Annotated in this window: 13 protein-coding genes; 9 read left to right on the top strand and 4 right to left on the bottom strand. The window is 58.1% G+C overall.

Going from position 1 to position 12,057, the window contains the following annotated elements:
- The first annotated feature begins 85 nt into the window (after positions 1 to 85).
- Positions 86 to 1,264: a TrbI/VirB10 family protein gene (locus OQZ28_RS16340; RefSeq protein WP_458136653.1), complete on the top strand. Its 1,179-nt coding sequence runs from the start codon at positions 86 to 88 to the stop codon at positions 1,262 to 1,264.
- Positions 1,257 to 1,490 carry a DUF2274 domain-containing protein gene (locus OQZ28_RS16335; protein WP_458136652.1) on the top strand — a complete coding sequence of 78 codons (234 nt, stop codon included), beginning with the start codon at positions 1,257 to 1,259 and terminating at the stop codon, positions 1,488 to 1,490. Before OQZ28_RS16340 ends, OQZ28_RS16335 begins: the two co-directional genes overlap by 8 nt.
- On the opposite strand, the gene OQZ28_RS16330 is transcribed toward OQZ28_RS16335, so the two are convergent.
- From OQZ28_RS16330 to OQZ28_RS16315, 4 genes are all read right to left on the bottom strand, one after another.
- On the bottom strand, positions 1,450 to 2,433 hold the full coding sequence (locus OQZ28_RS16330; protein WP_458136651.1) for a LysR family transcriptional regulator: 984 nt from the start codon (positions 2,431 to 2,433) through the stop codon (positions 1,450 to 1,452). The genes OQZ28_RS16335 and OQZ28_RS16330 overlap by 41 nt on opposite strands.
- Before the next feature lie 282 nt (positions 2,434 to 2,715).
- Positions 2,716 to 5,229 (bottom strand): TonB-dependent siderophore receptor, encoded by a 2,514-nt coding sequence (locus OQZ28_RS16325; protein ID WP_458136650.1) that lies wholly within the window; start codon positions 5,227 to 5,229, stop codon positions 2,716 to 2,718.
- A gap of 278 nt (positions 5,230 to 5,507) precedes the next feature.
- Positions 5,508 to 6,497, bottom strand: a complete 990-nt coding sequence (locus tag OQZ28_RS16320; RefSeq protein WP_458136649.1) for a FecR family protein — start codon at positions 6,495 to 6,497, stop codon at positions 5,508 to 5,510.
- Positions 6,498 to 6,582: 85 nt separating this feature from the next.
- Positions 6,583 to 7,089, bottom strand: a complete 507-nt coding sequence (locus OQZ28_RS16315; RefSeq protein WP_458136648.1) for an RNA polymerase sigma factor — start codon at positions 7,087 to 7,089, stop codon at positions 6,583 to 6,585.
- Between the two features lie 468 nt (positions 7,090 to 7,557).
- Here OQZ28_RS16315 and OQZ28_RS16310 point away from each other — a divergent pair, with 468 nt between their 5' ends.
- The 7 genes from OQZ28_RS16310 (at position 7,558) to OQZ28_RS16280 (ending at position 11,959) form a co-directional block, all read left to right on the top strand.
- The gene (locus tag OQZ28_RS16310; RefSeq protein ID WP_458136647.1) at positions 7,558 to 8,796 is read left to right on the top strand and encodes a PepSY-associated TM helix domain-containing protein; all 1,239 of its coding nucleotides are present in this window, start codon (positions 7,558 to 7,560) and stop codon (positions 8,794 to 8,796) included.
- A complete protein-coding gene (locus OQZ28_RS16305) occupies positions 8,793 to 9,047 on the top strand; it encodes a hypothetical protein (protein WP_458136646.1) in 255 nt (84 codons plus the stop codon). The genes OQZ28_RS16310 and OQZ28_RS16305 overlap by 4 nt, the downstream gene beginning before the upstream one ends.
- Entirely contained in the window at positions 9,044 to 9,787 is a 744-nt protein-coding gene (gene exbB / locus OQZ28_RS16300) for a tonB-system energizer ExbB (RefSeq protein WP_458136645.1), read from the top strand. The genes OQZ28_RS16305 and exbB overlap by 4 nt, the downstream gene beginning before the upstream one ends.
- Before the next feature lie 6 nt (positions 9,788 to 9,793).
- Positions 9,794 to 10,303, top strand: coding sequence for a TonB system transport protein ExbD (gene exbD / locus OQZ28_RS16295; protein ID WP_458136644.1), 510 nt, complete (start codon positions 9,794 to 9,796; stop codon positions 10,301 to 10,303).
- Positions 10,300 to 11,178: a TonB family protein gene (locus tag OQZ28_RS16290; RefSeq protein WP_458136643.1), complete on the top strand. Its 879-nt coding sequence runs from the start codon at positions 10,300 to 10,302 to the stop codon at positions 11,176 to 11,178. The genes exbD and OQZ28_RS16290 overlap by 4 nt, the downstream gene beginning before the upstream one ends.
- Positions 11,179 to 11,223: 45 nt before the next feature.
- Positions 11,224 to 11,742 (top strand): Fur family transcriptional regulator, encoded by a 519-nt coding sequence (locus OQZ28_RS16285; RefSeq protein WP_458136642.1) that lies wholly within the window; start codon positions 11,224 to 11,226, stop codon positions 11,740 to 11,742.
- A gap of 94 nt (positions 11,743 to 11,836) precedes the next feature.
- Complete coding sequence (locus OQZ28_RS16280) at positions 11,837 to 11,959, top strand: hypothetical protein (RefSeq protein ID WP_458136641.1); 123 nt, start codon at positions 11,837 to 11,839, stop codon at positions 11,957 to 11,959.
- Positions 11,960 to 12,057: the final 98 nt, after the last annotated feature.

The following is a 12,057-nucleotide window of genomic DNA, read 5'->3' as shown; positions in this document are numbered from 1 at the left end:
GGCTGTTCGCCGCAGCCGAACTGCGACTGGGCGACAAACATTCCGAGCAACGGGTGCGCATCGTCCGCACCGATGGACGTCGAACATGAGCGGGGCGGCTCCTGCGACCGGAGGATCTTCCACGACCCCGGTCCCCCCACCCGATCTGCGCCTGCGGGCGGAACGACCGCGTGTGGTGCGTCTTAACCGCACCGTGGTCTGGGCGCTCGGCGGGGCAGGGATGCTCGCCATTGGTCTCGCGCTCGGCTACGCGCTGGAGAACAGCAGCCACAAAGCGCCGCCCGCCGCCAGCCAGGACACGGATGTGCGTCCGTCCGCCGATGGGTTGGCAGGGCTGCCCTCAGACTATGTCGGCAACGGCGTGCCGAAGCTCGGTCCTGCTCTGCCCGGTGACCTTGGGCACACTATCCTGAAGGCACAGGGGCAGGGAAAGGCGGCCTCGGGTGGCAACGACCGGCGCGCGCAACAGGAAATCGAGGCCGCGATCGCCAGTCGGCTGTTCGTGCAGACAGGGGAGCGCGACCGTGCCAGCGAACAGGCGACCCCGCCCACGCCGGTTGCTCCTGCCTCTCAGGGGCGGGCGTCCACCACGGCCGGGCCACAGGCTGGAAACCTCGCCTTTCTGGCGGGGCAGCCTGATCGCGCGACGACCAGCCCGGACCGTATCATGCCGCCCGCCTCGCCCTATATCCTTCAGGCGGGTACGGTGATTGCCGGCGCGCTGAACACGAAGATCAGTTCCGACCTGCCTGGCCAGATTATCGGCCATGTGACACAGAACGTCTATGACAGCCCGACCGGCCGCTACCTGCTGATCCCACAGGGCAGCCTGCTGTTCGGGGCCTATAACAGCAGCGTCTCCTTCGGGCAGCAGCGCACCCAGGTCATCTGGACGCGGCTGATCTTCCCCGACGGCGAGAGCCTGGTGCTGGAAAAGCTGCCCGGTGGTGACGCCATCGGCCAGTCGGGCCTGTCCGACGAGGTGAACAATCACTGGGGTCAGCTTTTCAGGGCGGCCCTGGTCACGACCCTGCTCAGCGTGGGTTCGGAGGCGGGGACCAGTCAGAGTGAAAACAATTTGGCCCAGGCGATCCGCTCCGGCGCCAGCAACGGCTTCTCCATGGTCGGCAACCGGCTGATTGACCGAAGCCTGAATGTCCAGCCCACCCTGACCGACCGGCCGGGGCTGCCGTTCACCGTCGTCCTGAATCGGGATCTGGTCGTCCGACCATGGCATGTAAAAGGAGAAACGGATCATGAGTGATCTGAAAATCAGTGCTTTGCCCGACGAAAAACCGGTTCGGCTTACGATCGATCTGCCCGCGTCCGTGCATCGGGATCTTCTGGCATATGCGGAAGCCATGAACGCTTTGCACCGGCAGAGTGTCACGCCACAGAAATTGATAGCCCCAATGATCGAGAAATTCATGCTCTCCGACAGGGCTTTTGTCAGGTGGCGTCAGAAATGTTCGGGGGCTTCACCGTCCTAACCAGTTTAAGAAGCGTCTGGAGCGCTGGATTGTGGTTCTGGCGTGACCACAGGGCATGAAAGGTCAGGGTGATGGGATCACCTGCAAGAGGACGCAGGCGCACGCCCGGAACCGACAGGCTTGTTGTCGCGGCGGAGGTCAGGGCCACTGCTCGGCGGCGCACGACATCGGCCAGCAGGGTGTCTCGCCCAACCACCATGTGTTCGATCCGGGGTGGTGCGCCATGTTGTTCGAGATAGGGAAGGGCCTGCGCCATCAGCCACGATCCCATGCCCTCCCGGCGAACCAAAAAGGTATGATCCGCAAGATCGTTCCATGTCACGGCCTCCTGCATGGCCAGCCGGTCATGCTCGGACAGTGCCGCCATCATGGTTTCGGTCCACAAGGGCATGACGCACAGAATATCATGGGCCAGTGTCCGACGTGGTGGAATGTCAGGGGTAAAGGCGATATCGATCTCGCGTCGTCGCAGGCCGGAGATCAGCAGGTCAGGGGCGAATTCGCCCGACATCAGCCGGACATAAGGCGAATGTTTTACGAAACGATCGAGGATATCATGCAGAAATCCTCCCGCGCTTGAGGACTGGACACCGACCATAAGCCTGCTTTCAGTGGCGATTGGAAGCAGGCGGGTGGGACGGAGTGCGTGGTCAATCAGACTGACGGCTTCATTGATGACGGAGAGAAACTGCTGTCCCTCGTAGGTGACATGCACGCCGTTGCGGCGTTCGAAGAGGCGGAAACCGATAATAGCTTCAAGCGTGCCGATCCGATTGCTGATAGAAGATTGTGAAATCTGTAACGTTTCACCAGCTTTTCGAAAATTACGATGTTCCGCCACAGCGAGAGCCTCGACCAGGGAGGTAAGGGATATCTGGCCGCTGACGATCAGGCGGAAGAGCAGATTCCGGTCGGTCTGCGCATCATTCTGGTGTGATCCCACTGGATATATCTCCGAACAGGTTTCTCCAGTTTCGCGAAAGTTTTTGGGGCGGGGAGCGCATCCCTCGCCAATTGCCGTGTGACCTCACGGATAGCGCACAGCATCGTCCCCCGAGTTTGGCATGGATGGCACCGTGGATCTTGCCGGGGATAACCCATGATTGTTGCATGGGATGCCCCTCGGAACTTGCAGCGATGTTGCCCCACGACTCTGGCATCGAGATGACGGGCAACACATTGATTTTAAATAAGGAAAGTCGGTGCAGTTTCTGTTGGTAAAATTTCACCAATTGTAGGTCAAGTTTCCGTAAAACCGACGCCCCTGCCCGGCATAACAAAACGATCCACCGCAGCTCGTTACGTAGTATTTGTTCGTAAGATTCGATATTGCGAGTTGCGCTTTCAATCCCTTTAAAGCTGGGATTGCTTGTCCCAGATCGTAGTGAGCGCCTATGTCAAACAATACATAAGACGGTACCTTGAATGACTCGACGTTCGTCGCGTATGAGTATTCAACATACCTCATTCCCCAATTAAGTCCAAGACCTCTGGCAAAGGTAGATGGGATAGTATAATCAGCAAAGATGGAAAACATGTTACGTGGCACCTGAGGAACTACTTTCCCCTCTTCTGACACAGCGGATCCGTATGTAGCGCCGGTCAAAGGATCAGTACGTTTTGCTGTAGCATTGGTCTTTGCAAAACGCATGTCTGTATATGTGTATGATGCCACAACGCGTAGATTTCGAGTAATGTTTGCATTTGCCGCGACCTCAAAACCTTGAGATTTAACCCTGCCAGCATCGCTACTAAAGCCTGTATGTACGAGATCGCTTATTAAGTAGTGATCTTCGTCAATGTGGAACGCTGCCGCTGTGACTAGAATATCCTTATTGGGAACTTTATATTTAAAACCGGCCTCCATCTGACTTCCTGTTAACGGAGAAAACGGCTTTCCTAAATAATTTGTTGATCCTTCTTGCGGGACGAAAGAGGTTGAATAACTAAAATATGGCGAAAGGCCAAATGTTGTATTGTATATTAATCCAGCTCTCCACGTGAATGCATGTTGTGGTCGGGGTGACTTAGAAATGTTCGATTCTGTCACCGTATGTGACGCATTATCATTGTTTACGGAATATCTTTGGTTGTTGTAATTCACCCAATCCTCACGTCCTCCAAGGAGAACCGAGAGTCCTTTCCATTTGATCTGGTCCTGAAAATAGACACCTTCTTGAAAATAATTATATGGACCGACACTTCCGTAAACGGTGCATGCAGCGGAGTGAATGTCGAGGCAAACTGCCGTATCCGTAGAAGGATTGTAAATACTTTGCGTATATGTTTTCGTGTAATCATACAGCGCGTTTTGGACATATTCTAATTGTCTAAAATCAGAACCAACAATCCACGTGTGCTTTACAGGGCCTGTGGAGAATTTTCCATAGACACGAGAGTCGAGCCCGATGGTTTTTGAACGACTCAGAATAGACCATGGCATTATTTCTTCTTCATTTGAGTTTATTAGTGAACTAGTGTATGTGTCTCTGTTAGCGCTTTGTGAGTCTTCATATCGGAAAACCTGAGAAAAAGAGACGAATTTGTTGAACTTATGTTGGAAAATGAGTTCAAACATTGCCTCTTTTGATTCGTCTTCATTCCAACTCTGATAACCGGTAAATGTATTTCGTGGAATTCGAGGGCAGTTGCCATCTTGAATTAAGGTGCCGCAAGTCCTGTACTGCATATAATTTGTACCATTACCTGGAGTGTACATATACATCCCGAGTAAAGTAAGAGATGTCTTAGGATCAATGTCCCATGTAATGGAGGGTAAAACCCCCACACGATGATAGCCAATATGATCAACCTGTGTTCCAGACGTTACGCCAATCGCCGCTATGCGATAGCGCAAACTACCACTTTTTGTGATCTTATCGCTAACATCTAGCGTAGCCTCGTAACGCCCCCAACTCCCGAACCCTATAGAAGCCTGATGTAACGGTGTGTCCGTTGGCTTTTTAAGACTAATACCAATCATACCGCCAGGATTGGTTTGGCCATACATCACCGATGCGGGTCCATTAATCGCTTCAATCCTTTCAATAAAAGCGGTCTCACCCGAACTTGCTGAATTGAGCATTAACCCATCAACAAAAGCATTCGTGCTGAATCCCCGTTGTTTGATCCCGCCCGCTGTCCCGGTCAATCCGCTTCCGTTGTCGTATTCGCCGGTAGACTCTGAATATACGCCGGGAGTATAGCGTAGCGCTTCTGCGACGTCCTGAGGTTGCTGATCTTGCATCAATTGCTTGGTTACAACGTAAATGGAATTCGGAATTTCGGTAATAGGAGTGTCTGTCTTAGTCCCCGCCATGGTGTTCAGTGCAACGTAACCGACCCCCGGTCCGGTCGGATTTTCATGAGCAACGGTACCACCCACACGCACGGGGCCGAGGGTGATATTGGCGGCTGCTTTTTGAACAATAATGACATTTCCACTGGTCCGGGGGCTTAGACCAGTGCCACCGAGCAGGACATTCATAGCAGCGGTAGGCGTCAGATTACCGCTGATACCTGGGGAACGTACATTACGTGTTAATTCACCGGCCGCGACGGTCTGGATATGCGTGATCTTTGAAAAAGTGGCGAGTGCTCCATCCAGTGATTGTGCCGGAATGGAAAAGGAGAAAGTTTGTTCGGTGGGATTGACGGTCGCTGCCGCTTTGGCCTGCCCGATGCTGGCGACAATGCCGACCGAGCAGCATAGAGACGTTGTCAGCAGCAGTCGCGCCATTCCGCACCGCGAGGGGAGGCATCTGGAGTGTGTATGAAATCCGCTCACCTGTTCTGGTTCCCTGTCATCTTCCGGGAATGCTTCCTGACATGAGAAGCATTCTCACTTGCATCTTGTTTGTGAAGACGACGGAACCCGGCACTTTCGGAAAATTTTTATGAATTTATTTTTTTGCGATGTGAAAAAGAGTGCTGTCTGAGAGGTCTGTCCGGTGTCGGAAACGGTATTTTGCTCCTTGGGTCAGGTCATTGCTGATCGTGTCAAAGCTGGACGAAAGATCAGTAGAGGACGGTCAGATAGCGCGTGAAGCGTAAAATCCTGAGTCCAAATGCCTCGTGAAGGGCGTTTAGGGCTGTGTCTTCCTGACCGATGACGAACGTGCCGGAAACGGGCCTGTTACGCCCCTGAAGGCTGGCGAGTACGAGCTTCGTGCTTCCATACCGGTTGAGTTCCGCGACGACTTCCGCAAGCGGCTTCTGACGGAAAACGAGGTTCCCCTTGCGCCATGCGCCAATGTCATCAGGATCAACTGCCTGTATGCCGCCAAGATCGCCTGTGCCGTAGGAGATATCCTGTCCTGCCGTTAGCCTGACGTGATCGGGGGGAGGGGGGCCATAGGCAACGTCAACCATACCTTCTTCCACGGCGACGTTTGTCTGTCCTTCCAGATATCGGAGATCGAAGCGCGTGCCGACATCGGTCACTCGGCCTTTGCCGGCAAGAACGTAGAACGGGTGCGCGCTATCGTGACGGACAGAGAACCATACCTCTCCATGGAGCAGGGCGAGGCCTCGCTCATGTGTGTCAGGCAGTATCTTCAGGGCGCTATTCGGGCTGAGCGTTGCAACAGACCCATCCGCCAATGTCACCGTTTTCTGTTCGCCCTGGCCAGAGCGGTAATCTGCCTGGAGCCAGTCTCTCCACCCGCTGGACAGCATGGCGATACAGGCGATGGCCAGACCAAGGCTGCCTAACGCCAGGACCGAACGGCGTGAACCTCGGGGGCGTCGGATGGTGCTGCGCGCGGGCACTGGTGGTTTTTGTGCAAGCGTTATCCTGATGTCCGATGCAAAAGTCTGGATGTCTTCCCACGCCGCCTCATGGTCAGGGCTCTGTGCACACCATTTACGAAAAGCATCCCGATCTGCCTCGGTGACATTGTCCCCTTGCAAGCGATGATACCAGGCATTGGCCGCATCAAATGCGTCACCTGACGGTTCATTCCTGTTCTGCACGTTCAGATACCCAGCCGCCCAGAAGGCGGACATGCTGTCTCGTTTATCGTTTCCGCAGATGTAACAGGCGACAGGTCGGGATACCATGATCCTGTTTGCGGTGACGCGTAAATGATTGTCACTGATGGTCGCGGGCGTACTGGCGGCAGGCTTTCATGGCGTCACGAAGATGATATTCGACACGGCGGAGGTCCATCCCTTTTTCTTCCGCGATCTGACGGTAACTGCGTCCCTCGAGATGGAAGCGGATGAAGATGTCACGTGTTTCGTCGGGGAGAGCGGCGATTGCTTCTCGCAGAATGGCCCTGCGCTGCTTTTCAGCATGCTGTGCCTCGGCATTGGGAACGGGGCAGGGGAGGTCTGGCGCTATACTTCCTCCATCCCGGTTGCGTTCACGTCTGATCCGACGGTTATAATCCAGCATGATGTTGGATGCCGTGGTGAAGAGGAGATGTCCCGGGTTGTTGACGGCCTCAGGTTCAGCCAGCCGACTGAGCCGCATGAACGCATCCTGCACCACGTCCGCAGCCTGTTCCGGATCCGCACATTTCCTCCTGGCAAGCGCCTCGACCTTTCGCTGTTCAGATCGGAAAAGCGTTGTCAGAAGTGTGCTCCAGGACGTCACGTGCTTGGTCCATTCATGTCATCGGTCATGACGGGTTGGGGGTGATCCGTAGAGACGAACAGCATGTCAATGCGACTCATGCCTCTAACGCAAATGAGAAAAAGTCGCAATATTTTCACATCCTACAGTGCTGCCGGAAATGGCCGTCGCTTGGGATAAACCAGAATGTCTTGGTGCTGTGGAACGGAGCGGCAAGCGACATGATCCGCTTTGTTCGAGGAAGGGACAGGCAGGCGTTTCAACGCGTTATCTGAAAAAAATTTCAGAGCCTCGAGAAAAAAGCCGGTTTTGGATCGTCTTTGTAGGTGAGGGATTTGTCGCTGACCGTTTGTGATCAGCCGGTCATTAGCGAAATATTCCCGATTTCCGACGCATGCGAAGGCGCGTAGATGTAATGGACCCGGCAGAATTTTACACAAAACGGAGTTGCGACTCACTATTACACGCACTTGTGAGCGCGTGGTTTTCATGACCACCCGCACCCTGCGTCGCTGGTTTGTAGTCCATAAATGGACGAGCCTGGTCTGCACGCTGTTCCTGCTGATCGTGTGCGTGACCGGTCTGCCGCTGCTGTTTTCCGAGCAGATATGGGACACGTTCGTCGGCGACGATGATCCGCCTTACGAGGTTCTGCCGCCGGGAACACCCAACGCCAGTCAGGATGTTATCGTTGACAAGGCGCGTGCGCTCTATCCCGGCCAGATCATCACCAGCGTCAATCCTGACGACGATGAGCCGGCGGTGCTGGTCTCTATGGCCCCAAGCTGGCAGGCGCTCAAGGACGACGAGAATTACCCGGACCGCCATTCCGGTCACTGGATCAAGTTCGACGCCCGCACGGCGAAGGTGCTGGAGCAGTCGCGTCCGGCCGATGCGCCAAAGGAGCCGCGCAGCTGGACCGGCATCATCATGGGGATCTGCAACCGCCTCCATACCAGCCTGTTCGCCTATCTGCCCGGCCGGCTGTTTCTCGGTCTCATGGGCGGCGTCTTCGTCGCTTCTCTGGTGTCCGGCACGGTGCTGTACGGCCGCTTCATGAAGCGGCTGCCGTTCGGTTCTGTCCGAACGGATCGGGCCTCGCGGCTGACATGGCTTGATCTGCACAACCTGCTGGGGGCTGCCACGCTGGTCTGGGCGACGGTGGTGGGCTTTACCGGGCTGGTCAACGAACTCCAGACCCCACTGTTCGGGCTGTGGCGCGTGACCGATGTGCGTCAGATCCTGCGACCTTATGCTAATCTGCCGGTCCCCTCGCAGGACCATCTGTCCTCGGTGCAGGCCGCGTTCGACATGGCGGCAAAAGCAGCGCCTGGCAATGAGGTGACTGGCCTGTCCTTCCCCGGCGCATCCTTCGGCAGTCCGGTGCATTACGTGCTCTGGACGCGCGGCGCGACCCCGCTGCGGGCGCGTCTGTTTACCCCGGTTCTGGTTGATGCCCGCACGGGCGAACTGACCGGGGCGTATCCCATGCCTTGGTATCTGCGCTTCCTCGAAATCTCCCGCCCGCTGCATTTCGGCGATTACGGTGGCATGCCACTGAAAATCCTGTGGGCGCTGCTCGATGTGGTGGTGATCGGCGTGCTGGTCAGCGGTGTGGCGCTGTGGGCGGGCAAGCGCAGGATCGCCACCGACGCCCGACTGCGGGCTCTGGGTTACGATCTGGATGATGCGGACGACTTGCCTGCTCTGGTGGAGGGCACGCGATGAACGCCGTCTCTCCAGAAATCCCCACGCCATCCCTTCCTGTGTCGGCATCACGTCACCCCGTTGCCGTCTGGCCGTGGCCGATTGCACTGGGACTACTGACCATCTTCGGCCTGCTGTCCGCCCTGCTGGGGCAGCACGGCATCTGGCTGGCCCTGTCCTGGGCTGCCCTCTCCATTCCCCTCATCGTGACGGTTGCCTACGTCCTCCGGGCATGGTGCCGCACCCCGTCTGTCAAAGGAGGTCAGTCATGACCCCGATCTCGTTTTCCCCGTGGGATATGTTCCTCAACGCCGGTCCTGTCGTCCACTGCGTCATGACCCTGCTGGCCGCAGCTTCGTTGCTGACCTGGACCATCTTCATCGCCAAATCGGTCGAACTGCTGCGCGTGCGGCTCAAGCTACAGAAGGCCGAAAAAGCGCTGGAAGAGGCCAACACGCTGGACCTCGGCGAGGAATGGACACGGGGGAATTCGTCCATTGCCCACACGCTGGTCATGGCCGCCGAGACCGAGTGCAAGCGCTCTGCCGACATCCCCGATGACAGCGAGGGGCTGAAGGAACGCATCGTCCTGCACCTCGAACGTCTTGAGGCCGCCGAAGGGCGCAGACTCCTGCGGGGAACCGGCGTTCTGGCCACCATTGGCGCGACGTCGCCCTTCATCGGTCTGTTCGGCACGGTCTGGGGCATCATGACCTCCTTCACCGGCATCGCCGCCAGCAAGGCGACCAGCCTCGCCGTGGTCGCCCCCGGTATTGCGGAGGCCCTGCTGGCAACAGCGCTGGGTCTGGTCGCGGCCATCCCGGCTGTGGTGATCTACAATCATCTCGCCCGTCAGACGGCCTCGTGCCGCGCACAGGTTGCCGACCTCACAGCGCTGGTGATGCGCCTGGTGTCGCGCGATCTGGGCCGCACGCAGATGCTCATGGCGCAAGGTAATATCGTGCGCCTTGGCCCGCAGGCGCGGGATGTCCGCACGGCGGCCGGGGAGTGATCCGTCATGATCCGCATGCGCCATACCGATGAAAGCCCGCACGAGGCGAGCGAGATCAACGTCACCCCGTTCATCGACGTGATGCTGGTCCTGCTGGTGATCTTCATGGTCACAGCGCCACTGACCACGGTGAACGTTCCGGTGGACCTGCCATCCTCGACCGAAAAGCCCACGCCGCGACCGGATGATCCGGTGTTCCTGACGGTGAAGGCCGATCACGGCCTGGCGCTGGGGGAAGACGACATCACCATGGACGGTCTGGCGGGCGCGCTGGAGAGTGCCACCAAGGGCAACAGGGACCAACGGATATTCCTGTGCGCCGACAGGACCGTGGATTACGGCACGCTGATGGGCGTGATGGATAAGCTGCGGTCCGCTGGCTACCTCAAGGTCGCACTGGTCAACCTGCAGGGACAGGAGGAAGGCAGCGAAGCTGGCATGACAACGGTGCCGACCGGTTCTACAACCTCTGGTAGTGCTCCTGCCACGGCTCCCGTTGCGGGAGGCACGCCGTGAGCGGCACGGCTGACATGGTGGGTACGCCACATCCTGACATGACACAGGAGACGGTCCCCCCATCCTTTGCCGAGTGGCAGAAAAGGCAGGCCCGTCTGGCCCGACGTCACGATGCACTCCGCTGGGGTCTGTCCTTCCTCGCCGTGCTCACGGTCAGTGGCGGAGCGGTCTGGTGGATCATGCGCCTGCCGCCACCCGTGATGGCCGTGCCCGAGCCACCGCCTGCCGCAATCGCCATCGACATGGCTCCGGAACCTGTCTCGACACCGACGCCACCGACGGATGCACCGATCGGCCCGAAGCAGACCCAGTCCATTCCTGACCCGGCCCCGGTCGAGCCGCCGAAGATCACGGCGCCACCATCACCCGCGCCCAATCCGCCAGTCCCGGTACCCAAGCCCGAGAAACCGCGCAAGATCGTCAAGAAGAGCAAGCCGGTGCCAATGCTCAAAAAGCCAATCCCGGACAGGACGCCACCGGCAGAGGCCACGACCGCGCCACCCTCCTCGGAAGCGCCACCGGCGCCCACGCAGGCGGCCCCCGCGTCCGGTTCGTCATCGGCCCATGCGTCGCATGACCCGGTGACGTGGCAGGGCGCATTGCTGGCGCAACTAGAAAAATTCAAGCGCTATCCGTCCGACGCCATGGCCGACCATCAGGAAGGTGTTCCGACCGTGACCTTTTCCATGGACCGCAAGGGCCATGTGCTCTCGGTCACACTTGCCAGCAGTTCCGGTCATGCGCTGCTGGATCAGGAAGCCATAGCGCTCCCCAAACGCGCCCAGCCGCTACCCATCCCGCCGGACAGTGTCGCAGGCGATCCGATCACCCTGACCGTGCCCGTCGAATTCTACATCCACCCGGACAGGAACTGAGGTTTCTGGCCATTCCTTTATTCTGATCGTGACAGGATCATTCCCATGCTCGCCTTTTCCGAACACCGTCGTTCTCCGCCCGCCCTGAACCAGATCCGTCCCGGCATGGGAGCCAGTCGCAATGCGGTGCGCAAGCTTGAGGATCGCTGCCGGGAGGCGGGCGTGAAGATGACTGACCTGCGCCGGGTGCTGCTGCATGGCATCCTTGAAGCGGGTGCGGGAGCCACCGCCATCGAGATCTGGAAGACCCTGCGCACCATGACCGACGGCCATCCGCCCAGCCAGGGCTCGATCCAGCGCAACCTGAACCTGCTCGTCGCCCGCGACATCCTGCGCCGCGACGTCTCCCCGGACCGCCTGTGGCATTACGGCATCGCGCCCGAACGCAAAGGCAGGCTGGCCGTCACCTTTGTCGAGGCGGGCACGGGGCGGAAGATTCCCTGCCGGATGCCGGAAGTGGCCGCCCTGCTGCGCCGGGCTGCGGCCGAGCACGGGCTGGCCGTGCAGGCCGCCGCCATTACCGTGATACCGGTATTGGCCGCCGGTGATGCGGACATGCGCTAAGCGCTGAAGCATTTTTTTCATCCGGCCGCTGAAAAAACGCAGTGGCCGATCGTCCTTATAAACAGAGTCCTCCCGCAGGGACCGGACAGCTTCCTTGAAATTCATCGCCTGGTTCGTCCGTCGCCCGGTGGCGACACTCCTGCTGCTGCTCTCCGCCGTGCTGTCGGGCCTGATGGCTTTGCCCCTCCTGAACTGCCCCGGGTTTACCGGAGAGTAAAACTCTCGGAGGATGAGCCCTATGGTAGAGAAGAAGAAGACATCGCGATATTCGCCTGAGTTCCGTGAGCGCGCCGTACGCCTTCTGGACGAGCATCG

The sequence above is a fragment of the Komagataeibacter sp. NFXK3 genome (assembly GCF_054182245.1).
The sequence above is the reverse complement of the archived record's forward strand: the minus strand, read 5'-3'. Positions and strand labels throughout refer to the sequence as shown.

Excerpts from the sequence above, each read along its gene's own strand:
- OQZ28_RS16340 (WP_458136653.1), top strand. The coding sequence starts at position 86 with ATGAGCGGGGCGGCTCCTGCGACCGGAGGATCTTCCACGACCCCGGTC.
- OQZ28_RS16335 (WP_458136652.1), top strand. The coding sequence starts at position 1,257 with ATGAGTGATCTGAAAATCAGTGCTTTGCCCGACGAAAAACCGGTTCGG.
- OQZ28_RS16325 (WP_458136650.1), bottom strand. The coding sequence starts at position 5,229 with ATGGCGCGACTGCTGCTGACAACGTCTCTATGCTGCTCGGTCGGCATT.
- OQZ28_RS16320 (WP_458136649.1), bottom strand. The coding sequence starts at position 6,497 with ATGTCCGCCTTCTGGGCGGCTGGGTATCTGAACGTGCAGAACAGGAAT.
- OQZ28_RS16310 (WP_458136647.1), top strand. The coding sequence starts at position 7,558 with ATGACCACCCGCACCCTGCGTCGCTGGTTTGTAGTCCATAAATGGACG.
- OQZ28_RS16305 (WP_458136646.1), top strand. The coding sequence starts at position 8,793 with ATGAACGCCGTCTCTCCAGAAATCCCCACGCCATCCCTTCCTGTGTCG.
- exbB (WP_458136645.1), top strand. The coding sequence starts at position 9,044 with ATGACCCCGATCTCGTTTTCCCCGTGGGATATGTTCCTCAACGCCGGT.
- exbD (WP_458136644.1), top strand. The coding sequence starts at position 9,794 with ATGATCCGCATGCGCCATACCGATGAAAGCCCGCACGAGGCGAGCGAG.
- OQZ28_RS16285 (WP_458136642.1), top strand. The coding sequence starts at position 11,224 with ATGCTCGCCTTTTCCGAACACCGTCGTTCTCCGCCCGCCCTGAACCAG.